The following is a 23,113-nucleotide window of genomic DNA, read 5'->3' on the forward strand; positions in this document are numbered from 1 at the left end:
CGCCAGCGCGTCGCGACGCGCTGCGGCCGCACTGCGCTGCCGCTCGACCTCATGCTCCTCGGCCTGCAGGGTGGCGACCTGCTCCTCGGCACTCGCCTGCGCGGCCGCGGCTGCTTCGTAGGCCGCGTCGAGGTCGACCTCCCCCGAGTCCAGGCCGGCGACCTCGCTTTCCAGTGCCGCGAAGCTGGCGTGAGCGGCCGCCGCCCGCTGCTGCGCCGCCTCGAGCGCGGCGGTCAGCCGGCCGATCTCGTCGCCCGCAGCGGCCGCGCGGGTGCGCAGCGCCTTCACCTCTCCCTGCAGCCGCACGCGTCCCTCGCGCCGGTCGAGCCGGGCCTGGTGCGCCGCGCGCAGCGCGGCATCCGCTTCGGCGAGCGCCGACTCCAGACGCGACCGCTCCGCCTGCGCGGCCGAGAGCCGCTCGCGGTCGTCGGCGAGCACGCGGGCAACGGCCGCTTCGTCCACGCGGATCGCGTCGATCTCGGCCTGCCAGGCCTGCGGGTCGCGGGTCGAGACCTCGAGGTCCTCCGAGATCGCGAGCCCGCGGCGGCGCTCGGCCGCCAGCGACGCGGTTCCGCGCAGCCGCTCGCGCAGGCCGGCCAGCCGGTACCACGTCTCCTGCGCCTGCGCGAGGCGCGGGGTCTGCGCCGCGAGGGTGGCGTCGAGCTCGGCCTCGCGCCGGTTGGCATCGGCGAGATCGGCCTCGACCGCCGCCCGCCGTTGCAGCAGTGCGGTCTCGTCCGCGACCTCCGCGTCGAGCGTCGCGCGCAGGTCGGTGAGGTCGTCGGCGTACAGCCGCAACCGCGAGTCGCGCAACTCGGCCCGGATCGCACTCGCCCGGCGGGCGACCTCCGCCTGCCGGCCGAGCGGCTTGAGCTGGCGGCGCAGCTCGTTGGTCAGGTCTTGCAGCCGGTTGAGGTTGACCTGCATCGCCTCGAGCTTGCGCAGCGCCTTCTCCTTGCGCTTGCGGTGCTTGAGGACGCCGGCCGCCTCTTCGATGAAGGCCCGCCGGTCCTCGGGCGCGGCGTGCAACACCGCGTCGAGCTGGCCCTGCCCGACGATGACGTGCATCTCGCGGCCGATGCCCGAGTCGGACAGCAGTTCCTGGACGTCCAGCAGTCGGCACGGGCTTCCGTTGATCGCGTAGTCGGAGCCGCCGTTGCGGAACATCGTCCGCGAGATCGTGACTTCGCTGAAGTCGATCGGCAACGCACCGTCGGAGTTGTCGATCGTGAGCACGACTTCGGCCCGGCCGAGCGCAGGTCGCCCGGCCGTGCCGGCGAAGATGACGTCCTCCATCTTCCCGCCGCGCAACGACTTCGCGCCCTGCTCGCCGAGCACCCAGGCGATCGCATCGACGACGTTCGACTTGCCCGAGCCGTTCGGGCCGACGACGACCGTGATGCCCGGCTCGAAACGCAGCGTCGTGGAGGACGCGAAGGACTTGAACCCACGAAGGGTCAGGCTCGACAGATGCACCCGCAGGGCTCCGAAAAGGGGTCAGCGAAGTCGGGGAAGGCCAACCGTCACGCTAGCCGACGACGTCACGCTGCACCGGGAGCCGGCGCCGCGTGTTACGTGAGGGCGGGCTCAGGTTCGGGAACGGACAGGGTCAGCATGTCGTTGTCGATCACCAGATCGCCGCCCGACAGCGCCTTGTTTGCTGCTTCCAGACGTTCGAGTTCAGACTCGAGTTCGCGGACCCGGTTGCGCAGTCGCCGAAGCTCGGCCGCCACCCGTACGTCGAGATCGTTCCCGACATGACCGAGTAGAGCCTTGGCCATCGTTGCCGATCCTCCAGGTTGAGGACGTGTCGCGGACACCTCGGTAGAGGCGTCGCCCGACGTATGAGGAACCGTGTGCGGTTCGTTCGTATCCGCGGCATGATCACGCGTCGCGGTCGATATTCAGTGTGAACCCCGCATCGGGACCGGTCAAGAGACCACAAGGGTCATCGTTCGGCGAAGCCGTCGGGCGTTCCGCGGGCCGGCGACCAGCGATCGGAGACCCCGTCGACGCGGCCCGGCGCGCCGGGTTCGCGCAGCCGCTGGAGCAGCGTCTCGCAGGCGGTTCTCGGGCCCTCTGCGACGACCTCCACCCGGCCGTCGTCGAGGTTTCGGGCCCAGCCGGACAGCCCGAGCTCCAGCGCGCGAGCGCGGATCCACCAGCGCATGCCGACCCCCTGGACCCGCCCGCGCACCCAGGCGGTCAGCCGAGCGGGCTCCGACGCGCTCACCAGCGGCCGTTGCGGGGTCGGGGCTGGCAGGTCGGGCAGAAGTACGACGAGCGGTTCATGAACGCGCGCCGCGCGATCGGCGTCCCGCACCGCGAGCAGGGCTCCCCCTCACGCCCGTAGACCTCGAGTGAGCGGTCGAACCACCCGCTCTCGCCGTTGACCCCGACGTAGAGCGCATCGAACGACGTCCCGCCTGCGACGATCGCCGCCGCCATCACCTCGCGCACCGCGGTGAGCAGGCGCTCGATCTCGGGCCGGCGCAAGCGGTCGGTGGCGCGCGCATAGTGCAGCCGGGCCTGCCACAACGCCTCGTCGGCGTAGATGTTGCCGACTCCCGAGATCAGAGTCTGGTCCAGCAGCGCCCGCTTGACACCGGTCCGGCGACGGCGGATCGCGGCGGCGAACGCGGCCGGGTCGAAGGCCGCCTCGAACGGGTCCGGAGCGACGTGGGCGAGCGATCGCGGTACGCCGTCGTCGGTCAGTCCCGTGTCGTCGAGCGACAGCCCGCCGAAGGTGCGCTGGTCGAGGAAACGCAGCTCGGGCGGACCGTCGGCGAAGCGAAACCTCGCCCGCAGGTGCGGGCCGGGCGGCGTGTCCGGGGCAACCGCGAGGAACTGTCCCGACATGCCGAGGTGGGCAAGCAGGGCAGCGCCGTCGTCGAGCGGGAGCCAGAGGTACTTGCCGCGGCGGCGGGCGCTCTCGACCCGCCGCCCGATCAGCCGGTTGACGAAGTCGGTCTCACCCGGCGGGTACCGGCGCAGCGTGCGCGGCCCGAAGACGTCGACCGCCTCGATGGTCCGCCCGACGGCGTACTGATCGAGGCCGACCCGGACGGTCTCGACCTCCGGCAGCTCGGGCATGGCAGTTCCGCCGGCTACGAGCCGCGTGCGGTCAGGGCGGTCCAGGCCTGCTCGGCGGCGAGCTGCTCGGCCTGCTTCTTGCTGTTGCCGTCGCCCTCACCGACCTCGACGTTGCCCAGCAGGACCTTGGCGTGGAAGACCTTCTGGTGGTCCGGGCCGCTCTCGAGCACGACGTAGTCGGGTGAGCCGAGCGAGCGTTCGGCGGCGAGCTCCAGCAACGAGGTCTTCCAGTCCAGGCCGGCGCCGAGGTTGGCCGCGTCGTCGAGCGCGGCGGCGAACAGCCGGAGCACGAGGGCGCGCGTGGCCTCGATCCCGCAGTCGAGGTAGAACGCCCCGATCGTTGCCTCGACCGCGTCGGCGACGATCGAGGACTTCTCGCGGCCACCGCTGGCCTGCTCGCCGCGACCCAGCCGCACGTAGCGGCCGACCTCGATCGTGCGCCCGACGACCGCCAGCGCCCGGGAGTTCACGATCGCTGCGCGCAGCTTCGCAAGCTGGCCCTCGGGCAGGTCCGGGTGACGGCGGAACAGCTCCTCGGTGATGATCACGCCGAGCACGGCATCGCCGAGGAACTCCAGCCGCTCGTTGGTCGGCAGCCCGCCGTTCTCGTAGGCGTAGGAGCGGTGCGTCATCGCCAGTTCCACGAGCGCGCGGTCGACCCCGCCGCCGAGGGCGTCGATCAGGCCGACGACATCGGCGGAGTCGTCGACCCGGCGGTCGGTCACGGCCATCGGCTCATGAGGCGACGGACAGCACCGGCGGGGAGTCCAGCCGGGACTTGATGTCCTCGGTCAGCTCACCGAGTGAGCCGATCCGGCAGAGGGTGGCGTCGTCGATGGACAGCCGGCCGCCGGCTTCGGCCGCGCGCGCCTCCACCAGGTCGGCGATGCCGACCAGGCAGAGCGAGTCCGCGCCGAGGTCGGCAAACCGCGTGCCCGCGGTCAGCTGGTCGGCCGGAACCTCGCAGACGACCGCGACCGCACCGCGGACTGCTTCGAACACGTCGAACCCCGCGGACACGATCCGAGCCGTCAGACCTTGACCGCCTGGCGGCCGTTGTAAGTGCCGCAGACGGTGCACGCGACGTGCGGGAGCTTCGGCTGCCGGCAACGCGGACAGTCGACGAGGGTCGGCGCGGAGGTCTTCCACTGCGAACGGCGCGAGCGCGTGTTGCTACGCGACATCCGGCGCTTGGGAACGGCCACGGTTACTGCTCCTCGGAGTTGTGAGTCGGCTCTATTCTGCCGGATTCGCGCAGCTGGGCGAGGGCCGCCCATCGGGAGTCGGCCTCGTCGTGGCCGTGATCGGCCGCGGCATCGGCCAGCCGCTCGCCGCAACGCGGGCAGAGCCCGGCGCAGTCCGGCGTACACAGCGGGTTCAGCGGGAGCGCGAGGACCACCGCGTCGCGCAGCACCGGCTCGAGGTCAAGCAGGTCGCCGTCGAGCGCGCAGACCTCGTCCTCCTCGGCCGACGGGTCGGCTTCCGGCTCGTAGAGGTAGAGCTCGGTCACCGCGAGCTCCAGCCGATCCCGCACGGGCTCGAGGCAGCGCCCACACTCCGCGGCGAGCGGCGCGGCGACCGCGGCGGTCACGAGGACGCCGTCGACCACTGCCTCGAGCCGCAGGTCCAGCTCGACCGGCGCGGCCTCGGGGACCCGAACCAGCTCGAGCTCCCATCCGGGCGGCGCCGGGACGCTGCGCTGCAGCTCGCGCATCGTGCCGGGCCGGCGGCCGAGATCACGGGTGTCGACGACGAACGGCGAGCGCGCGTCGGCGTGCGCGGCGGGGTGGGCGGGCATGGCGAGGAGTCTCACGATCATGGGAGAAGCGGCGTACTACCGCCGCTCCAGCCTACCGGAGCGGCGCCGGGAAGCGGCTCAGCTCGGAAGCGGCTCGGCGGGCTCGCTGGAGTCCGACAGCGCCTCGAGCTCGTCGAGGCGGCCGCTGATCTTGTCGCGGCCGTGCTCGACCGCCCCGAGGGTCTTGCGCAGGATGATCTCGAAGTTGGCCAGCTTGGCATCGACGTAGTCGTCGACCTCGAGCCGCATCCGGTCGGCCTCGTCCTGCGCCGCCTCGACCCGGCGCTGGGCCTCGCGGGTCGCCTCCTTCACCACGGTGGTGCGGGCGACCAGCCGGTCGCGCTCCGCGACCGCCTCGTCGATGATCCGCTGCGCTTCGACCCGGCCCTCCTCGACGACCGCGGAGCGCTCGTCCAGCAGGTCCTGCGCCATGGTCAGCTCGTCCGGAAGGGACGCGCGGAGCCCTTCGATCGCCTCCAACACCTCGTTGCGGTTGACGACGCAGGACGCCGACATCGGCATCGCGCGCGCCGAGCAGATCATCGCGGCGAGCTCGTCGAGTTGCGCGGAGATGTCCACCGTTGCCTTCCCGTCGTGTCCGGCGGCAGCGGCTAGCCCCCGAGCCGCTCCCGCAGCCGGCGGAGCACGGACTCGGGCACCAGGCCCGAGACGTCTCCGCCGTACGTCGCGACCTCTTTGACGAGGCTTGACGACAAAAAACTGTAATGCGGAGCGGTCGGCATGAACAACGTGTCGATGTCGGCGAGCGAGCGGTTCATCTGGCCCATCTGCAGCTCGTAGTCGAAATCGCTGACCGCACGCAGCCCTTTGACGATCGCCTGGATGCCTCTGGCGGTGCAGAAGTCGACGATCAGGCCCTGGAAGGTCTCGACGGTGACGTTCGGGAGGTGCGCGGTCGCCTCGCGGATCATGTCGAGGCGCTCGGAGGGCTCGAAGAGCCGGTTTTTCGACACGTTGATCCCGACCGCGACGATGAGCTCGTCGAACAGAGGTGCCGCCCGCTCGATGACGTCGAGGTGGCCGTTGGTGATCGGGTCGAAGGAACCAGGACACGCCGCCCGCGTCATGATCGGCGACCGTACCAGAGGGTGGCTTCGCCGTAGCGCCGCGACTGGAGCTCGGCGATCCGGGCCGGCCATCCGGGTCCGGTCCGCCGGCTCGCCCGCTCGACCACGACGATCGCCTCCGGTGCGAGCCAGCCGCGCTCGGCCAGCAGGCGCAGGACCGGCTCGACCGGGTCGGCGTACGGCGGGTCGAGGAACGCGACGTCGAACGCCTGCGTCGCCGGCTGGGCCAGCCAGCGCTCCACCCGCTCGCCGGACAGCTCGACGCCGGCCGGCTCCAGCGACGCGAGGTTCTCGCGGATGGCGCGAAGTGCGGCCGGGTCGCGCTCGACCAGCATCGTCGTCGCCGCGCCCCGGCTGGCGGCCTCGATGCCGATCGCACCCGACCCGGCGTAGAGATCGAGAAAGGCCGCGCCGTCGAGGCTCCCGCGCATCGACGTCAGGGTCGAGAACAACCCTTCTCTCGCCCGGTCTGCGGTCGGCCTCGTCTCCGGCCCGCTCGGCACGACCAGCCGGCGGCCGCCGAGCGTCCCGGCAATCACTCGCGTCACGTCTTCTCCAGGTAGTCGGCTCGCTCGGCCTCGACGAGCGCAGCGGCCGCGGCGGCCAGCGCCGGATGGCCGGCCAGATCAGGGTCCGCCGCAACCAGCTCGGTCGCGTCGGCGCGGGCCGAGGCGATCACGTCCTCGTCACGAAGCAGCCGGAGCAGCTTGAGATGGGACCGGCGGCCGGACTGCGACTCGCCGAGCACGTCACCCTCGCGTCGTTGCTCGAGGTCGAGCCGGGCGAGCGCGAACCCGTCCAGTGTGGCGGCGACGCCGTCGAGTCGCTCGCGGGCCGCCGTACCGGCTTCTGCGCCCGTGACCAGCAGGCACACGCCGGGATGCGCGCCGCGTCCGATCCGACCGCGGAGCTGATGCAGCTGGGAGATCCCGAACCGGTCGGCGTCGAGCACCACCATCGCCGTCGCGTTCGCGACGTCGACGCCGACCTCGATCACCGTGGTGGCCACGAGTACGTCGACGTGGCCGGCGGCGAACCGGCGCATCACGTCGTCCTTGGCGTCGGAGGCCAGCCGGCCGTGGAGGATCTCGACCCGCAGGCCGGCCAGCGCGCCGGCCGCGAGTCGCGGCGCCCAGTCCTCGACCGCCGCCGCCGCCCGCCAACCGCCCTCGGGCGCTTCCGGAGCGTCCGCGTCGCCGGCGTCGTCCTCGCCGTTGTCGGCGTCGATCCGGGGGCACACGACGTAGATCTGGCGGCCGGCGTCGACCTCCTCGCGCGCCCTCGCCCAGACCCGGTCCAGCCAACCGGGCTTGTCGGCGGTCGGAACCACGGTCGTCGCGATCGGCTGACGACCCTGCGGGAGCTCGGTCAGGGTCGAGGTCTCGAGATCGCCGTACACCGTCATCGCGACCGTCCGCGGAATCGGTGTCGCGGTCATGACCAGCACGTGGGGCGGCGTCGTTCCCTTGCCGCGCAACGCGTCGCGCTGCTCGACGCCGAAGCGATGTTGCTCGTCGACGACGACCAGTCCGAGGTCGAAGAACTGCACCCGCTCCTCCAGCAGCGCGTGCGTGCCGACCACGATGCCGGCATCGCCGCTCGCAATGTCGAGCAGCGCCTGCCGGCGGGCTTGCGCGCTCATCGACCCGGTGACGAGCGCCACGCGCGTGGCGACGTCGGCGGCGCCGAGCTCACCCTGGCGCCCGAGCGGTCCGAGCAGTGCATCGATCGACCGGGCGTGCTGCTGGGCCAGCACCTCGGTCGGTGCGAGCAGCACCGCCTGGCCACCGGCGTCGACCACCGCGAGCATGGCCCGAAGCGCCACCACGGTCTTGCCGGACCCGACCTCGCCCTGGAGCAGCCGGTGCATCGGCCGGGTCCCGGCGAGGTCGGCCATCACGTCCTCGGAGACCGTCACCTGGCCGGCCGTGAGCGTGAACGGCAGCTGCGCGTCGAACGCCTCGAGCAGTCCACCTGCCCGGGGTGCGCGTGGCGTCGCCGGCTCGAGGTCGATCCGCGACCGCCGCTGCGCCAGCACCACCTGCAGGACGAACGCCTCGTCGTACTTGAGGCGATCGCGGGCCTGCTGGATCTGCTTCCAGCTCTCCGGTCGGTGGATCCACTGCAGTGCCTGGTCGACGCCGATCAGCCCACGATCGCGGCGAAGGGGGTCCGGCAGGGTCTCGGGCAGGTCAGCGACATCGAGTGCCGTACGGACCGCCCGGCGGATGGACCAGGTGGGCAGGGCCTTGGTCGCCGGGTACACGGGCATGAGTGCACCCGCCTCGGCGAGCAGCCGGTCACCCTCGACCGCGATGTCCGGTTGCTTGAGCTGCAGCCGGCTCTTGAACCGCTCCACCTCGCCGGCCACGACGATCTCCATGCCCTCGAGCAGCGTGTGGTCGAGGTAGCGCCGGTTGAAGAAGGTGACCACGAGCCGGCCGGTTCCGTCGGTGACCGTCACGTCGGTCTTGTGCAGCTTCTCGCGGATCTTCACCCCGCTGACCTTGACCACTTTCGCCTGGATGGTGACCTGGTCCCCCACCTTGAGCTCGGCAAGGTCGGTGAGCTCGCCGCGCTCGAAGTAGCGCCGCGGGTAGTGGTGCAGGAGGTCGCCCACGGTCGCGTAGTCGAACGCCTTCGCGAGCGCAGCCGCGGTCTTGCCCCCGACGACCGTCTTCAACGGCGTGCTGCCGTCAACCACCGGCCCACCTCCACGCGGCAGCGTAGGACGCTCGGCCGACTCGACGTCGACGGCGCGAGCGAACTTTGAGTCCGGGCGCGGCGCCGGGCTACCCTGTCGCCGTGGCTTCCGTCTGCGATGTGTGTGGCAAGGGTCCCGGGTTCGGCATGAACGTGTCGTTCTCGCACCGGCGCACGCGCCGGCGCTTCAACCCGAACATCCAGTCGGTCCGAGCCGTCGTCGGCGGCGGCAACCGCAAGCGCCTCAACGTCTGCACCAGCTGCATCAAAGCCGGGAAAGTCGCGCGCTAGCCGCCGCGGCTCTGCCAGGCGTGGTCGACCGGGCCGATGCCTGATCCGAGCGGGAACCCACCCGCAATCGCTCCCGTGACGTAGTCCTTCGCTGCCTGTACGGCGTCCGGCACCGAGCCGCCCAGCGCCAGCGACGAGGCGATCGCCGACGCGAGCGTGCAGCCGGTGCCGTGCGTATGCCTGTTGTCCAGCCTCGGCGCCGTGAGCTCAACCTCCGTGTCGCCATCGGTGAGCAGGTCGTTCGGCGCGCCGTCGAGGTGGCCACCCTTCACCAGGACCCACGTCGGCCCGAGCGCCAGCAAGGCCTCAGCCGCTTCACGCTGGCCGCCGGCGTCGCGCACCACCAGCCCCGTGAGCCGGGTGACCTCGGGGAGGTTCGGGGTCACGACGGTCGCGAGCGGGAGCAGCTCGGTGACGATCGCCTCGACCGCCTCGGGCACCAGCAGCGGGTCCCCGTGCTTCGAGACACAGACCGGGTCGACCACGATCGGCGCGCTCACCTGCCCGAGGCGCTTGGCGGTCACCGACACCAGGTCGGGCGAGGCCAACATCCCCGTCTTGACCGCGTCGACGCCGATGTCGTCCAGGACCGCCGCGAGCTGCGCGTCGACCGCCTCGACCGGGAGCTCCCAGTACCCGTGGACACCGTTCGAGTCCTGCGCGGTCACGGCGGTCACGACGCTCATGCCGTGCACGCCGAAAGCCAGCATCGTCTTCAGGTCGGCCTGGATCCCGGCCCCACCGCCCGAGTCCGACCCGGCAACGGTGAGAACGCGAGGCGGCGCGGTGATGCTCACCGCTCCCAGCCTACGAACACCGCCGCTCAGCGGAAGTGCTCATGGCCACCGGCCGGTGGAGTCGGGCGGTCGACGAAGACCACTTCGGCGACGCCACCGGGCGCCACGGCGAAGACGTCGCCGATGACCGGCAGCTCGGGCGTGGCCCGAGCGGGCACGGTTGCGGCGATGCAGTGGTCGTCGCCGCCGGTGGCGACCCAGTCGATCGGGTCGACGCCGAGCTGCGCGGCCGCGGCGGCCACCTCCGGGTCCACGGGCAGCCGCGCCGCGACCAGCTCGATCCGTACGCCGGATGCGGCCGCGATGTGACCGAGGTCCGCGAGCAGGCCGTCGGAGACGTCGATCATCGCGGTCGCCCCGTGGTCCGTCGCGAGGGCGAGCGCTTCGCCGTACGGCGGATGCGGACGCCGGTGTGCGGCGACCACGGGCGCGTGCGGATGGCCTGCCGTCAGCATCGCGAGGCCGGCCGCGGCCCGGCCGGGCCGACCGGCCAGCACGACGCGGTCGCCCGGCCGGGCGCCGGCGCGCGTCAGCGGCGCGCGGCCCGAGAGGTCTCCGAGTGCGGTGACGGCGATCGTCAGCGTGTCGCTGCGGACGATGTCACCGCCGGCCACGACCGCACCGAGCTCGGCGCATTCGTCGCGCAGCCCGTCGGCGAGCGCGTCGACCCAACCCACGGGCAGATCCGCCGGCATCGCGAGCCCGACGACGATCGCGGTCGGGCTCGCCCCCATCGCCACGACGTCCGCGAGGTTCGACGCCGCGGCCTTGCGACCCACGTCGTACCCGCTCGACCAGTCCCGGCGGAAGTGCCGGTCCTCGACCATCAGGTCCGTCGACGCGACGACCCGTCGGTCCGGCGCCTCGATCACGGCCGCGTCGTCGCCCGGGCCGACCACGAGGTCGCCGGCATCGCCGAGCCGGGCGATGATCCGCCGGACCAGCCCGAACTCGCCTTCATCGGTTACCGAGATGACAACCGTCCTCTCCGGTCGGATACCGTCAGGGCTTCCAGCGCCGGGTTTGCTCAGGGTGAGGAGCGCCGATGACCGTTCAGGCTTACATCTTGATCCAGACCGAGGTCGGGAAGGCAGCAGCGGTAGCAACCGAGATCGCGTCGATCAAGGGTGTCACGCAGGCCGAGGACGTCACCGGACCGTACGACGTGATCGTGCGCAGCGAGGCGCGCAACGTGGACGAGCTCGGCAAGCTCGTGGTCGCGAAGGTCCAGGCGGTGCCCGGCATCACGCGCACGCTGACCTGCCCGGTCGTCCACCTCTGAAGCTCGCCGCGCCCGCGGTCGCGGCGGTCGTCCTGGCGACTGTCTGCGCCTGCACACCGGGTGCGGTCAAGGTCGAGCCGCCGGTGCTCAGCGGCGCGGTCTCGGAGCGTTGCGCGCAGCTGACCAACCTGCTCCCGCAGCGGCTCGAGGGGTTGAAGCCGCGGGTCATCAGCCCGCGGTCGAACCTGGTGCACGCGTGGGGGTCGCCGCCGGTCGTGCTCACCTGCGGCGTTGCGCAGCCTGCGGGTTACTCGGCGTCCTCGTCGGAGACCACCGAGGTCGACGGGGTGCGGTGGTTCCAGCAGCGCGCCGGATCCGCGGTGAGCTGGACCGCGTTGCGGCCCGGCGTCGCGGCAGGCACGACGATCTACCTGCGGCTGACCGTCCCGAAGCACTACCAGGGACAGGGCGCATTCCTCGTGGACCTCGCCGTGCCGCTGCGGCACGCGCTGCCCTGACCGTCGGCGAGGTCGGCGCTCAGCGCAGGCCGGTCCCCCGCTGCAACGCGTCGTCGATCAGCCGGCGGACCAACGTCGGGTAGTCCACGCCGCTCGCTGCCCACATCTGCGGGTACATCGACACCGGGGTGAAGCCGGGCATCGTGTTGACCTCGTTGACCAGCAACGTGTCGTCGTCGGTCAGGAAGAAGTCGACGCGGGCCAGCCCTTCGCAGTCCAGCGCGGTGAACGCCGCCACCGCCATCTCGCGGATCCGCAGGATGGTCGCGTCGTCGAGCTTCGGCGGGATGTCGAACTCGGTGCCGCTGTCCGGCATGTACTTCGCCTCGAAGTCGTAGAACGGGGAGTCCGGACCGACCCGGATCTCGGCCGGCAGCGAGGCTTCCGGCACCCCATCGCCCAGGCCCGCGAGCACCCCGCACTCGATCTCCCGGCCCGAGATCGCCACCTCGACGAGCGCCTTCGGGTCGTGCTCGTGTGCGGCGTCGAGCGCAGCTTCCAGCCCGGCCCGGTCGGTGACCTTGGTGATGCCGATGCTCGAGCCGGCCCGCGCGGGCTTGACGAAGACCGGGAAGCCGAGCTCGGCGACCGCTGCCGGCACCGGCCGACCGGCCCGGACCACGGCGTACGGCGCGACCGCGAGTCCGGCCTCTCGAAGCAAACGCTTCATCTGGTGCTTGTCCATCGCGGCGGCCGAGGCGAACACCCCCGATCCGACGTACGGCACGCCGGCCAGCTCGAGCAGCCCCTGAACGGTTCCGTCCTCGCCGTACGGCCCGTGCAGCAGCGGGAAGACCACGTCCACCCCGGCCAGCTCGGCGGGAAGAGCGGTGGGGTCACCGGGCAGCGCGAGCGATGCCCCGGCACCGGAGACGGCGGGCAGCTCGCGACCGTGCATCTCCAGCGCCTTCGCGTCGCCGCGCACCCAGCGCCCCTCCAGGGTGATCCCGATCGGAAGGACGTCGTAGTCGTGCGGGTCGAGGGCGCCGAGCACGCTGCCGGCAGTGACGCAGGAGATCGCGTGCTCGCTGCTGCGGCCGCCGAAGATCACGGCAACCCGGACCGGCCGGTGCTCGGCTGGCTCCGGGCTCACCGCTGGTAGGGCCGGACGGCACCGATGTAGTCGGGCCGGTCGATCGAGTCGTACCGGACGTCGACGCCGGTGTACGGCGCATCCACCATCTCGCCGCCGCCGACGTACATGCCGACGTGGTGGATGGTCGACGGGTCCGAGGTGTTGGTCGCGAAGAACACGAGGTCGCCCGGGCGCAGCTCGCTGCGGCTCACGTGGGCGCCTTCGTTCCACTGGTCGCCGGTGTAGTGCAGCAGGTGCACCCCGACCTGGTCGTAGGCCCACATCGTGAGCCCGGAGCAGTCGTAGGAGTTCGGGCCGGCCGCGCCCCACTGGTAGGGCTTGCCGATCTGCGACTCGGCGGCCTGCAGCGCGGCGAGCGCGGTCGCGGCGGACACGGTGCCGGAAAGGTTGCCGGACCGGCCGGAGTACGGGCTCGGACCGGACGAGCCCTGGGCCTGCCGGCGCGCGATTGCCCGCGCCCGGGCCGCCGCGATCGCGGCCAACCGCTCGCGCTGCAGCTTGGACACGTGCGCCTTGGCCTGGGTGAGCAGCAGGTTCAGGTGGTGCTGCGTCGTGCGCAGCTTCGCCAGCAGGACGCTCTGCCGGTGGACCGCCGCGAGCGCCGCCTGCTTCGCCCGGTTGGCCGCGGCCGCGGCTGCGGTCGCGATCGAGGCCACCGACTCCGCCTGCCGGCTGACCACGCCCTGGTAGATCTGCGCCGCCTCGAGCTGCTGGAGCGTCGTGTGCTCGGAGGTGTCGACCGCCGCGAGCGCGCCGACCCGTGACACCAGCTCCGCCGGGCCGCCGGGCGAGAGGTAGGCGTCCAGCGAGGACAGCCCTCCGGTCTCGTACGCCGCGGTCACGAAGTTGTGGACCCGCACCTCGCCGCTGTTGACCTGCTGGGTGGCACCGGCCAGGACGACGTGCGCGGTGTGGACCGCGTGCTGCGCGGCGTGCAGCTTCACCCGGGCTTCGTCGTAGGCCTCGAACGCCACTTCGGCGGAGGTGTTCAGCCGGTTGAGGGCCAGCTTGGCGCGCTCCACCGCTGCCGCGGCGGCGCGCACCTGACGCTCCCGGCTCGCGACCTCACGCCGGCTCTTGGCGATCTGGCCCGCACTCGGGCCGCCGTGGCCGTGCGCGGCAAGCGCAGGCACCGGCGCGGCCGCAAGCGTCGTCAGGGACGCCAGCGCTGCGACGACCGCCCCGACGCGGAGCCGCCGGAAGGCTGACACGGAAGTGATCTTAGTGCCAGATGTGGCTGGTGTGCAGTTCATCGCTGCGCCCGCAGCACGGCGTCGAGCGCGCGCTCGATGTCGTCGACCAGATCGTCGGCGTCCTCGAGGCCGATGCTGAACCGGACCGCCGCCGGTGCGATGCCGGCCGCCTCGAGCGCGGCGTCGTCGAACTGGCGGTGGGTCGTCGACGCGACGTGGCTGACCACGGTGTGCACCCCGCCCAGGCTGGTCGCGACCGTGCCGACCCGAAGCCCGTCCGCGAGCTCGTAGCCGGCCGCGCGGCCGCCCCGTGGGCTGATCGTGAGAATCGCACCGTACCGCGGTCCGCCGGGACCGGTCTCGAACAGCTTGCCCGCCAGCGCGTGCTGCGGGTGACCGGTCAGGCCCGGGTACTCGATCCGTTCCACTGCCGGATGCCCCACCAGCGCCTCGGCCACCGCGAGCGCGGTTGCGCAGTGTCGCTCGACCCGGAGGGGCAGAGTCGCCAGGCCGCGATGCAAGAGGAACGCCTCGTCGGGGGCGAGCGAGCCCCCGAGGTCGATCCGCGCCGCCCGAACCTGCGTCACCAGGCCGATGTCGCCGACCACGACGCCGCCGGTCACGTCGGAGTGCCCGCCGAGGTACTTCGTCGCCGAGTGGACGACCAGGTCGGCACCCCAGGCGAGCGGGCGGCAGACCGGCGGCGGCGCGAAGGTGCTGTCGACGCAGAAGGGAACACCGGCCTCGTGGCAGATCGCGGCAACGGCCGGCAGGTCGGTGACCGCCGTCGTCGGGTTCGCGATCGTCTCTGCCCAGACCAGCGAGGTGCTCTCGCGCACGGCTGCGCGGACCGCATCCAGGTCGGTCATGTCGACCATCGTCGCCTCGACGCCGAAGCGGCCGAGGACGTGCTGGATCAACCCGTAGGTCCCGCCGTACACCGCGGCCGGCGCAACGACGTGGCCGCCGGCCCGAGCGAGCGCGAGAAACACCGTGGAGATCGCCGCCATGCCCGAGGCGAACGGCTGGGCACCGACCGCGCGATCGAGCCCGTGCGCCTCGAGCGCCGCGACGCCGAGCGCGAACGCGTCCGCCGTCGGGTTGTCGATCCGGCTGTAGCTGTAGCCGGGCTTGCGGTCGTTCAGCACGGCGGCGTAGTCCTGCGTCCGCTCGAACTCGAACGCCGACGTGCGGTACGTCGGCAGGCCGAGCGTGCGCACGGAGCTGAAGTCGGGACGAGGGGCGTGCACGGCGCGGGTGTTCTCGGACCGTGCGGTCGTGGCGCCGGGCTCGATGATCGGCAGGTTGGACGGGCGTTCGTTCGACGTGGGGAACTCGTCAGACATCGGCGTCCTGCTCGTGCTTGGGGTCACTGGCCAACAACGATGCCATCATCTCGGGAACAGTCATGCCGTCGTCAACCACCTTGACGACGTGCTCGGTGATCGGCGCGTTGACGTCGTGCTTCTGCGCAAGGTCGAGGATCGACCGGCACGACTTCACGCCCTCGGCGGTCTGCTTCGTCTTGGACAGGATCTGGTCAACGGTGAGACCGCGGCCGAGGTCCTCGCCAAAGGTCCGGTTACGGGACAGCGGCGAGGAGCAGGTGGCGACCAGGTCCCCCATGCCGGCCAGGCCGGCGAAGGTGAGCGGCTCGGCACCCAGAGCGACCCCGATCCTGGAGATCTCGGCCAGCCCGCGCGTGATGACCGAGGCGCGGGCGTTGTCGCCGTACCCGAGGCCGGCCGCCATGCCGACGGCGAGCGCGATCACGTTCTTCACGGCGCCGCCGAACTCGCATCCGATGACGTCGTGGTTGCGGTACGGCCGGAAGTAACCGGAGTGGCACGCGACCTGGACCTGGCGCGCCACCTCCAGGTCGGTGCAGGCGACGACGGAGGCGGCCGGTTCGCGCAGGGCGATCTCGCGGGCCAGGTTGGGGCCGGTGACGGCGGCCACCCGGTTGCTCGGCAGGTCGAGGATCTCGCCGATGACCTCCGTCATCCGCTTGTCGGTGCCGAGCTCAACCCCCTTCATCAGGCTGACCATGACCGCGTCGCGGGGAACGATCGTGGCCAGCTCGTTGAGGTTGTCGCGAAGCGTCTGCGACGGCATCGCGAACACGACGAGATCGGCACCCTGCAGCGCGCGCTCCGGATCGGAGGTGGCGCGCAGCCGCGACGGCAGCGAGATCCGAGGCAGGTAGTCCGGGTTCTCGTGCAGCTCGTCGATCGCGGCGGCGAGCTCGCTGCGGCGGGCGAGCAGCACCGTTTCGGTGCCGGCGTCGACGAGCACCTGAGCGAATGCTGTCCCCCAAGAGCCCGCGCCGACGACGGCCGCGCGGGTCACGCGGCAAGCCGCGGGTCGTAGGTGACCGCCGGCGGCTGACCGCCGCGCAGCTCGACCAGCAGGTCCGTGATGCTCGCCATCACCAGCTCCGTGACCTCTCGCAGCACGTCAGCGGTGACCGGACGGTCGCGGTACGCCGAGAGATCCACCGGCTCACCGGCGAGGATCGACACCTTCTTGGGCGGGAACGGCTTCGGGAACTTCTGCTTGTAACGCCACAGCCGTTGCGGCCCCCACTGCGCGACGGGGATGACCGGTGCGCCGGTCGACAGCGCAAGCCGCGCGACACCGGTGCGTGCCCGCATCGGCCAGCAGTCCGGATCGCGGGTCGCGCTGCCCTCCGGGTAGATCAGCACGCAGTCCCCGGCATCGACGGCATCGACCGCCGCGGCCAGCGCGCTGGACGCGTCCGCGGTTCCGCGATAGACGGGGATCTGGTTCGCACCTTTCACGACGTGCTTGAACAACGGGATCTCGAACAACGAGGACTTGGCCAAGAACTTCGGCGTGCGCCCGGCGTTCAGGACGTAGAGCCCGAGCGCGAGCGGGTCGACGTAGCTGATGTGGTTGGCGGCGATGATGCAACCCCCCGTGCGCGGCACCCGGTCCATGCTCCGCCAGTCGCGCCGGGTGGTGAGTCGCATGACCGGCGAGCAGACGACGACCACGAGGCGGTACCAGAAGCCCAACCGCCCGTACTTCACCCCGACCTCCGACCGTGCGCCGCGTGCGAACGGCTGCCTTTGCGAGGATGCCAGATGTGCGCCCCGACCGCGATCCATGGACCGTGCTGGTCCCGGTCAAGCGATTGGAGCAGGCCAAGACCCGGCTCGGCCTCGATGACCGAACCCGGGTCCGGCTCGCCCTGGCGATGGTTGAGGACACCGTCCGTGCCGCGTTGGCGGCAGACGCAGTCGCCGAGGTCGTCGTGATCACGAGCGACCACACCGCGGAACGGGTGCTCGCCGGAGCGGGAGCGCGCGTGATCGAGGACCGTCCCGACGCGGGCTTGAACCCGGCGCTGGCCTACGGCGCCTCCGCCGTGCCGGCCGGATCGGTGGCTGCACTGTCCGGCGACCTGCCCGCACTGCGGGCGGACCAGCTCGACGACGCGCTCAACCGCGCCGCAGTGCACGCGTCCGCCGTGGTCTCCGACATCGACGGAACCGGCACCACGCTCCTGACCGGGCGGACGGTCGCCGACTTCACGCCGGCCTTCGGCCCCGGCTCGCGGGCGCAGCATCTGGCCAGCGGTGCGGTCGACCTGACCGATGAGGCGGCGCCGGCACTGCGGAACGACGTCGACACGACGGCAGCGCTCGACGCGGCCTTGGTGCTCGGAGTCGGACCGCGGACGGCGGCGGTGCTCAACGACCTCGCGAGCAGCCGCGGCGGGCGGCGATGAATCGTGTGCAAGCGACCGTGCGGCGCTTCGATGAGCAGACGCGCGGTGGCGACGTACTGCTCGACGACGGGACGGTCACGCCCTACGACGCGGCTGCCTTCGACCGGTCGGGGTTGCTCTTGCTGAGACCCGGGCAGCGGGTCCGGCTCGAGTTCGACGGTTCGGGCAACGTGACCTTGATCACGATTGCGACGATGCCGAACTCGGCCGGACCGCGCTCCCGATGAGCTAGCGGCGCGCGGTCTTGCGCGCGGGCGCCCGCTTGGCAGTCGTCTTCCGGGCGGTGGTCTTCTTGGCGGCCTTCTTCGCCGGCGCCTTCTTGGCGGCCGTCTTCTTCGCCGGCGCCTTCTTGGCGGCCGCCTTCTTGGTTGCGCCCTCGGCCCGGCCGAGCTTGATCGCGCCGCTCACGACGCCCTTGAACTGCGTGCCGGGACGGAACTTCGGCACCGAGGTCTTCTTGACCCGCACGGTCTCTCCGGTGCGAGGGTTGCGGCCGGTACGCGCCGCGCGTTCCACCTTCTCGAACACCCCGAAGCCGGTGATTGCTACTCGCTCGCCGGTTGCGACCGCGCGCTGGATGGTGTCCAGCACTGCATCGACCGCAGACTCGGCGGTTCTCTTGTCCGCGCCGAGACGGTCGCGGATCGCATCGATCAGATCGGCCCTGTTCACGTGCACCCTCCGCTGTTCGTCGAGGACGTCCCTCGACCTGACGCTGGACGCTAGGGCAGGTTTCCCTCTGTTTACAACGATTCCGAGCAACTTTTTTCAGTGTGTCGGCAAAAACCTAGGTGACCGCAGGCATCCAACCCGGCCGAGTCACCTCGAACGCCTCCAGCGCATCGGTGTGCCGCAGCGTCAGTCCGATGTCGTCGAGACCTTCCATCAAGCGCCAGCGCGTGTAGTCGTCAATGTCGAATCCCGCCGCGAAACCCGGTGCCGTCACGGATCGCGCGACCAGGTCGACCGTCACATCGATGCGCGGATCCGCTTCGACGAGAGACTGCAGCGCGGCGACCTCGTCCGCCATGAGCACGACCGGCAGGAGTCCGTCCTTCAACGCGTTGCCGCGAAAGATGTCGCCGAACCGCGCGGAGATGACGGAGCGAAAGCCGTAGTCGCGCAACGCCCACACCGCGTGCTCGCGACTTGACCCCGTGCCGAAGTCGGGTCCGGCGACGAGAACCGACGCGCCGTCGTACCGCGGATCGTTGAGCACGAACTCGGGGTCGCTACGCCACGCGCTGAACAGGCCGTCCGCGAAGCCGGTGCGGGTCACCCGTTTGAGGTACTCGGCGGGGATGATCTGGTCCGTGTCGACGTTGCTGCGGCGCAGCGGTACCGCACGTCCGGTCTGCACGGTGAAGGCATCCATGAGTGACATCGCCCCCTAAGGCAGTTCCGCCGGCGCGGTGAGCCGGCCGGCCACCGCAGTCGCCGCCGCGACCGGTGGCGACACGAGATGGGTGCGCCCGCCCGGTCCCTGACGACCTTCGAAGTTGCGGTTGGACGTCGACGCGCTGCGCTGTCCGGGCGCCAGCTTGTCGGGGTTCATGCCCAGGCACATCGAGCATCCGGCGCCGCGCCACTCCGCGCCCGCGGCCTCGAACACCTCATGCAGGCCCTCGGCTTCGGCGCTCTCACGCACACGGACCGAGCCGGGGACGACCAGCATGCGTACGCCGGGTGCGACCCGTCGCCCGCGCAGCACGTCCGCAGCCGCGCGCAGGTCCTCGAGCCGCCCATTCGTGCACGACCCGACGAACACGGTGTCGACCGCGACGTCGTGAAGCGGCGTACCGGGACGCAGGTCCATGTAGGCGAGCGCGCGCTCGTCTGCGGCATCGCGCGGCTCGGGAACCGCGCCCGCAAGTGGCGCGCCCTGACCGGGGTTCGTCCCCCAGGTGACCCACGGCGAGAGCGCGGCGGCGTCGACGGGAACGGTCTTGTCGAAGCTCGCGTCGTCGTCGGTGACAAGGGTGCGCCAGTAGGCGAGCGCTGCGTCCCAGTCGGCTCCCTGCGGCGCGTGCGGGCGGCCGGCGAGGAAGTCGAACGTCGTCGCGTCCGGCGCGATCATGCCGGCCCGTGCGCCCGCCTCGATCGACATGTTGCACACGGTCATGCGACCTTCCATCGAGAGCGCCCGAACGGCGTCCCCGCGGTACTCGATCACGTGTCCCTGACCACCGCCGGTGCCGATCTGCGTGATGATTCCGAGCACGAGATCCTTCGCGGTCACGCCGGCCGGAAGCTCTCCGTCGACCTCGATCGCCATGGTCTTGGGCCGCTGCAGCGGCAGGGACTGCGTGGCGAGCACGTGCTCCACCTCGCTGGTGCCGATGCCGAAGGCAAGCGCACCGAACGCGCCGTGGGTGCTGGTGTGGCTGTCGCCACAGACGACGGTCATCCCGGGCTGGGTGAGGCCGAGCTGCGGACCGATGACATGGACGATGCCCTGCCCGGGGTCACCCATCGCATGCAGCTGTACGCCGAACTCGGCGCAGTTGCGCCGCAGCGTGTCGACCTGCGTCCGGCTGACCGGGTCGGTGATCGGGCCCGACGTCGTCGGGACGTTGTGGTCCTCGGTGGCGATCGTGAGATCCGGGCGGCGTACCGGGCGTCCGTTCATCCGCAGTCCGTCGAAGGCCTGCGGGCTGGTCACCTCGTGGACGAGGTGCAGGTCGATGTAGAGCAGGTCGGGCTCACCCTCGTTGCGGCGCACGACGTGCGCGTCCCAGACCTTCTCCGCGAGCGTGCGGCCCATCGTGAGCCTCCAGTCGGATCGAGCTGCGGCTGCAACAAGTGCCCCGCGGACCTTGATGTCTCACATACTGATACGCGAGTATTACGATATGACACAGCGTAGCAGCGTCGGCGTCCTCGACAAGGCCGTGGCCGTGCTCGACTGTCTGGCAGCAGGTCCGGCGTCGCTCGCGGACCTGGTCGAGCGCACCGAGCTGTCGCGGCCGACGGCGTACCGGCTCGCGGTGGCGCTCGAGGGCCACCGCTACGTCGCGCGCGACGCAACCGGCCGGTTCCGGCTCGGCCCGCGCATCGCGGAGCTCGCCGGCAGGGACGGCGAGGACGAGCTCCTGCGTACGGCCGGCCCGGTCCTGGACCAGCTGTGCGCCACGACCGGGGAGAGCGCGCAGCTGTATCGGCGAGCCGGCGACACGCGGCGGTGCGTCGCGGCGGCCGAGCGCTCGAGCGGCTTGCGGGACACCGTGCCGGTCGGCTCCGAGCTGCCGATGACCGCGGGCTCGGCTGCGCAGGTGCTGCTCGCCTGGTCACCGGCCGAGCAGGCGGCCCGTTTCGTCGATGCGGCCCGGTTCACGGCGGCCACGCTCGCAACCGTGCGCCGGCGCGGCTGGGCGGCGAGCGTGGCCGAGCGCGAGCCCGGGGTGGCCTCGGTCTCGGCGCCAGTCTTCGGCCCGGCCGGCGAGGTCGTGGCGGCGGTGTCCGTGTCCGGCCCGATCGACCGGCTCACCCGGTCCCCCGGGCGCAGGTACGCCGACGCGGTCGTGGCAGCGGGCGAGGCGCTGTCGAACGCGGTTCGGAGGTAGCCGTCAAGAGGGCGCCCCACGGCTTCAGCCACCCCGCCGGGCCGCCGAGGACACAAAGATGGAGGCCCTCGGCAGGCTCGGGCGCAGCTCGCTGAAGCTGCGCTACCTCGTGCTGCTCGCCGTCGTACTGGTGAGCGCCCACGAGGGCTACCTGAAGTCCTCCCACAACGCGAACGACTGGGTCATCTTCGAGGTCGGCGCGCGAGTGCTGACCCACTACCGCGGCATCGCGATCTACGGCGGCAACCCGCTGCACCTCTACGCGAACCTGCCGATCGTCCAGGTCGGACCGCCGGCGTTGTTGCCGGTGATCGCGACCGAATGGATGTCGCCCCACACCGTGAACGTCCTGTGGGTCGTCCTGATGGCGCTGATGGGGATCGCATCGATCGCGTTCGTCGAAGCGGCGGCTGCGCGCGTGACTGCGCCCGTGTCTGCGGGCGTGTCTGCGGGCGTGGGCGCGGTACGCCGCCGGGCGATCGTGTTCGCGCTCGGGCTGCCGATCTCGATCGCGTGGGGCTACGAGGTCGGTGAGTACCACCATCTCGACGACGCGATGGCGATGCTGCTGCTCTGCCTGGTGCTCTGGCTGATCGCGACCGGACGATCCGCGTGGCTGATCGGGATCGCACTGGGAGTCGCGGTCGCCGCGAAGCCGTGGGCGATCGTCATGGCGCCGGTGCTGATCGGGTTGCCGCGGACGGGACGGGCGAAGGCCTGCCTCGCACTGATCGTCAGCGCGGCCGCGTTCTGGGCGCCGTTCGTGATCGCCGCACCCCAGACGGTGAGCGCGCTCGGCAGCTTCCTGATCGTGCCGCGGCCGGGGTCGATCCTCTACTTGTTCGGGTTGCACGGCCAGGTGCAAGGCTGGCTGCGCTCGGCACAGTTCGCCTCCGGCGTCGCGGTGGCGACCTACGTCGCGGTCCGCGGACGCTGGGCGGCGGCGCCGCTGGCCGGGCTCGCCGTCCGAGTCGCGTTCGACCCGTACATCTACAGCTACTACGGCCTCGGCCCGGTGCTCGCAGCGTTGGCGTGGGACCTGATGAGGCCGGCCCAGCGCCGGCTGCCGCTCTGGACGATCTGGACCGTGGTGATCGAGTTCGGCCTGCACCTCGTCGCGCCGCCCACCGTGTGCGCGATCGGCCGGCTCGCCTGGGTCCTCAGCGTGCTGGTCGTCATCGTGCGGGCCCCACGCGTGGTCCCCGAGCCCTCGGACGAGCCCGGCACGGACAGCATCACCGCCGAACCGGCGTATGCAGCCTGACTCTCGCGCTCAATCCCGGACGACGAAGCTCCGGTCTGGAGCGGCCGTCAGTGCGCTGCCGTCGACGATGAGGTCGGCGCGGTCGATCGGCTTGTCTCGCGCGACGTACTCGTCCTCGGCAGCCATCCACACCGCCCACCGCCCAGCAGCTGCTGCCCCGTCGCGTTCAATGCCACGATCCAGGCGGATGTCACGCGGCGCGTCAACCCAGACGATGAACGCGAACGTCGTCTTGCCCGCTCCCCCACATCCGTCAACCGCAACCAGGCGTACGCCGTTGTGGGCCGGCAGCGCGGCGATCCGCTGCGCGAGCTCGTCGTACCGCATCGACCGCACTCCCGCAGGTTTCCACAACTCGAGGAGGGCGCCGACCGAAATCGTCGGCACCGGCCACGATGATCAACCTCGGGGGGGAATCATGGCGAAGGAGTGCTCGGTCGACGGCTGCGAGCGAGATGCCGAAGCGCGCGGATGGTGTCATGCGCATCTGCTGAGGTGGCTGCGACTCGGCAACGTACAGGCAGACCGACCGATCGGTCGAAGAGTCAACCTCGTCTGCAGCGTCGACGGTTGCCGGAGGACCGCAACCAAGCGGGTCCCCTCTTTGTCAAGACGCGCGTTTGTGTGCGGCGATAGCGTTGTCGGTGGCGGGTCCGGGAAGTGACTGATCCGAAGTGCTGACCGTGGGGATTGGGTCAGCCGCGCTGGATTGAAGAGCCGCCCCCGAGTGTCC

At 71.4% G+C, this 23,113-nt stretch carries 29 protein-coding genes and 1 pseudogene; 7 read left to right on the forward strand and 23 right to left on the reverse strand.

What is annotated here, in order from left to right; all coding sequences use genetic code 11:
* The 12 genes from VME70_16275 to recG all read right to left on the reverse strand — a co-directional run.
* The coding region (locus VME70_16275; protein ID HTW21754.1) for an AAA family ATPase at nt 1-1,476 on the reverse strand (1,476 nt) is incomplete at its 3' end.
* A gap of 95 nt (nt 1,477-1,571) precedes the next feature.
* The gene (locus VME70_16280; GenBank protein ID HTW21755.1) at nt 1,572-1,733 is read right to left on the reverse strand and encodes a hypothetical protein; all 162 of its coding nucleotides are present in this window, start codon (nt 1,731-1,733) and stop codon (nt 1,572-1,574) included.
* Nucleotides 1,734-1,948: 215 nt separating this feature from the next.
* Nucleotides 1,949-2,233, reverse strand: coding sequence for an acylphosphatase (locus tag VME70_16285; protein ID HTW21756.1), 285 nt, complete (start codon nt 2,231-2,233; stop codon nt 1,949-1,951).
* On the reverse strand, nt 2,230-3,093 hold the full coding sequence (mutM, locus tag VME70_16290; protein HTW21757.1) for a bifunctional DNA-formamidopyrimidine glycosylase/DNA-(apurinic or apyrimidinic site) lyase: 864 nt from the start codon (nt 3,091-3,093) through the stop codon (nt 2,230-2,232). Before mutM ends, VME70_16285 begins: the two co-directional genes overlap by 4 nt.
* A gap of 14 nt (nt 3,094-3,107) precedes the next feature.
* Nucleotides 3,108-3,824 (reverse strand): ribonuclease III, encoded by a 717-nt coding sequence (gene rnc / locus VME70_16295; GenBank protein HTW21758.1) that lies wholly within the window; start codon nt 3,822-3,824, stop codon nt 3,108-3,110.
* A gap of 4 nt (nt 3,825-3,828) precedes the next feature.
* The gene (locus VME70_16300) at nt 3,829-4,113 is read right to left on the reverse strand and encodes a phosphopantetheine-binding protein (protein HTW21759.1); all 285 of its coding nucleotides are present in this window, start codon (nt 4,111-4,113) and stop codon (nt 3,829-3,831) included.
* An 11-nt stretch (nt 4,114-4,124) separates the two neighbouring features.
* Nucleotides 4,125-4,298 carry a 50S ribosomal protein L32 gene (gene rpmF, locus VME70_16305; protein HTW21760.1) on the reverse strand — a complete coding sequence of 58 codons (174 nt, stop codon included), beginning with the start codon at nt 4,296-4,298 and terminating at the stop codon, nt 4,125-4,127.
* A gap of 2 nt (nt 4,299-4,300) precedes the next feature.
* Entirely contained in the window at nt 4,301-4,912 is a 612-nt protein-coding gene (locus VME70_16310; protein ID HTW21761.1) for a DUF177 domain-containing protein, read from the reverse strand.
* Nucleotides 4,913-4,969: 57 nt separating this feature from the next.
* On the reverse strand, nt 4,970-5,470 hold the full coding sequence (locus tag VME70_16315; GenBank protein HTW21762.1) for a hypothetical protein: 501 nt from the start codon (nt 5,468-5,470) through the stop codon (nt 4,970-4,972).
* A 32-nt stretch (nt 5,471-5,502) separates the two neighbouring features.
* Nucleotides 5,503-5,979, reverse strand: a complete 477-nt coding sequence (gene coaD / locus VME70_16320; GenBank protein HTW21763.1) for a pantetheine-phosphate adenylyltransferase — start codon at nt 5,977-5,979, stop codon at nt 5,503-5,505.
* Nucleotides 5,976-6,527, reverse strand: a complete 552-nt coding sequence (rsmD, locus tag VME70_16325; protein HTW21764.1) for a 16S rRNA (guanine(966)-N(2))-methyltransferase RsmD — start codon at nt 6,525-6,527, stop codon at nt 5,976-5,978. The genes coaD and rsmD overlap by 4 nt, the downstream gene beginning before the upstream one ends.
* Nucleotides 6,524-8,683: an ATP-dependent DNA helicase RecG gene (recG, locus tag VME70_16330; GenBank protein ID HTW21765.1), complete on the reverse strand. Its 2,160-nt coding sequence runs from the start codon at nt 8,681-8,683 to the stop codon at nt 6,524-6,526. The genes rsmD and recG overlap by 4 nt, the downstream gene beginning before the upstream one ends.
* Before the next feature lie 101 nt (nt 8,684-8,784).
* Here recG and rpmB point away from each other — a divergent pair, with 101 nt between their 5' ends.
* A complete protein-coding gene (rpmB, locus tag VME70_16335) occupies nt 8,785-8,973 on the forward strand; it encodes a 50S ribosomal protein L28 (GenBank protein HTW21766.1) in 189 nt (62 codons plus the stop codon).
* Here rpmB and thiD read toward each other — a convergent pair.
* Together thiD and VME70_16345 are read right to left on the reverse strand one after the other, a co-directional pair.
* A complete protein-coding gene (gene thiD, locus VME70_16340) occupies nt 8,970-9,770 on the reverse strand; it encodes a bifunctional hydroxymethylpyrimidine kinase/phosphomethylpyrimidine kinase (protein HTW21767.1) in 801 nt (266 codons plus the stop codon). The two genes, rpmB and thiD, sit on opposite strands and share 4 nt — an antisense overlap.
* Before the next feature lie 26 nt (nt 9,771-9,796).
* Entirely contained in the window at nt 9,797-10,876 is a 1,080-nt protein-coding gene (locus VME70_16345; GenBank protein ID HTW21768.1) for a thiamine-phosphate kinase, read from the reverse strand.
* On the opposite strand from VME70_16345, the gene VME70_16350 reads away from it, so the two are divergent.
* Nucleotides 10,816-11,052: an Lrp/AsnC ligand binding domain-containing protein gene (locus VME70_16350; protein HTW21769.1), complete on the forward strand. Its 237-nt coding sequence runs from the start codon at nt 10,816-10,818 to the stop codon at nt 11,050-11,052. The two genes, VME70_16345 and VME70_16350, sit on opposite strands and share 61 nt — an antisense overlap.
* Nucleotides 11,049-11,510, forward strand: a complete 462-nt coding sequence (locus VME70_16355; protein HTW21770.1) for a DUF3515 family protein — start codon at nt 11,049-11,051, stop codon at nt 11,508-11,510. Before VME70_16350 ends, VME70_16355 begins: the two co-directional genes overlap by 4 nt.
* A gap of 19 nt (nt 11,511-11,529) precedes the next feature.
* Here the strand turns inward: VME70_16355 and VME70_16360 are convergent, their stop codons facing one another.
* From VME70_16360 to VME70_16380, 5 genes are read right to left on the reverse strand one after another with little or no spacing between them, the layout of a single operon-like run.
* Nucleotides 11,530-12,603, reverse strand: coding sequence for a D-alanine--D-alanine ligase family protein (locus tag VME70_16360; protein ID HTW21771.1), 1,074 nt, complete (start codon nt 12,601-12,603; stop codon nt 11,530-11,532).
* Nucleotides 12,600-13,817 (reverse strand): NlpC/P60 family protein, encoded by a 1,218-nt coding sequence (locus VME70_16365; GenBank protein HTW21772.1) that lies wholly within the window; start codon nt 13,815-13,817, stop codon nt 12,600-12,602. The genes VME70_16360 and VME70_16365 overlap by 4 nt, the downstream gene beginning before the upstream one ends.
* Nucleotides 13,818-13,855: 38 nt before the next feature.
* A complete protein-coding gene (locus VME70_16370) occupies nt 13,856-15,145 on the reverse strand; it encodes an aminotransferase class I/II-fold pyridoxal phosphate-dependent enzyme (protein ID HTW21773.1) in 1,290 nt (429 codons plus the stop codon).
* Complete coding sequence (locus tag VME70_16375; GenBank protein HTW21774.1) at nt 15,138-16,148, reverse strand: NAD(P)H-dependent glycerol-3-phosphate dehydrogenase; 1,011 nt, start codon at nt 16,146-16,148, stop codon at nt 15,138-15,140. Before VME70_16375 ends, VME70_16370 begins: the two co-directional genes overlap by 8 nt.
* Nucleotides 16,145-16,852 carry a lysophospholipid acyltransferase family protein gene (locus VME70_16380; GenBank protein HTW21775.1) on the reverse strand — a complete coding sequence of 236 codons (708 nt, stop codon included), beginning with the start codon at nt 16,850-16,852 and terminating at the stop codon, nt 16,145-16,147. The genes VME70_16375 and VME70_16380 overlap by 4 nt, the downstream gene beginning before the upstream one ends.
* Nucleotides 16,853-16,908: 56 nt before the next feature.
* Between VME70_16380 and cofC the strand changes: the two genes are divergently transcribed.
* Both cofC and VME70_16390 read left to right on the forward strand, forming a co-directional pair.
* A complete protein-coding gene (gene cofC, locus VME70_16385) occupies nt 16,909-17,553 on the forward strand; it encodes a 2-phospho-L-lactate guanylyltransferase (GenBank protein ID HTW21776.1) in 645 nt (214 codons plus the stop codon).
* A complete protein-coding gene (locus tag VME70_16390) occupies nt 17,550-17,780 on the forward strand; it encodes a hypothetical protein (protein HTW21777.1) in 231 nt (76 codons plus the stop codon). Before cofC ends, VME70_16390 begins: the two co-directional genes overlap by 4 nt.
* 4 nt (nt 17,781-17,784) lie before the next feature.
* On the opposite strand, the pseudogene VME70_16395 reads toward VME70_16390, so the two are convergent.
* The 3 genes and pseudogenes from VME70_16395 to leuC all read right to left on the reverse strand — a co-directional run bounded on the left by VME70_16395 (nt 17,785) and on the right by leuC (nt 20,317).
* Nucleotides 17,785-18,225, reverse strand: a pseudogene (locus tag VME70_16395) (HU family DNA-binding protein).
* A 115-nt stretch (nt 18,226-18,340) separates the two neighbouring features.
* Nucleotides 18,341-18,928: a 3-isopropylmalate dehydratase small subunit gene (gene leuD, locus VME70_16400; GenBank protein ID HTW21778.1), complete on the reverse strand. Its 588-nt coding sequence runs from the start codon at nt 18,926-18,928 to the stop codon at nt 18,341-18,343.
* 15 nt (nt 18,929-18,943) lie between these two features.
* Entirely contained in the window at nt 18,944-20,317 is a 1,374-nt protein-coding gene (gene leuC / locus VME70_16405) for a 3-isopropylmalate dehydratase large subunit (GenBank protein HTW21779.1), read from the reverse strand.
* Nucleotides 20,318-20,405: 88 nt separating this feature from the next.
* On the opposite strand from leuC, the gene VME70_16410 reads away from it, so the two are divergent.
* Together VME70_16410 and VME70_16415 are read left to right on the forward strand one after the other, a co-directional pair.
* Nucleotides 20,406-21,116: an IclR family transcriptional regulator gene (locus VME70_16410; GenBank protein ID HTW21780.1), complete on the forward strand. Its 711-nt coding sequence runs from the start codon at nt 20,406-20,408 to the stop codon at nt 21,114-21,116.
* 58 nt (nt 21,117-21,174) lie between these two features.
* Nucleotides 21,175-22,380, forward strand: coding sequence for a hypothetical protein (locus VME70_16415; protein ID HTW21781.1), 1,206 nt, complete (start codon nt 21,175-21,177; stop codon nt 22,378-22,380).
* A 9-nt stretch (nt 22,381-22,389) separates the two neighbouring features.
* Here VME70_16415 and VME70_16420 read toward each other — a convergent pair whose 3' ends face one another.
* Nucleotides 22,390-22,767 carry a hypothetical protein gene (locus tag VME70_16420; GenBank protein ID HTW21782.1) on the reverse strand — a complete coding sequence of 126 codons (378 nt, stop codon included), beginning with the start codon at nt 22,765-22,767 and terminating at the stop codon, nt 22,390-22,392.
* Between the last annotated feature and the right edge of the window lie 346 nt (nt 22,768-23,113).

This window comes from Mycobacteriales bacterium (genome assembly GCA_035504215.1).
In the GTDB taxonomy this organism is placed as follows: Bacteria; Actinomycetota; Actinomycetes; order JAFAQI01; family JAFAQI01; genus DATAUK01.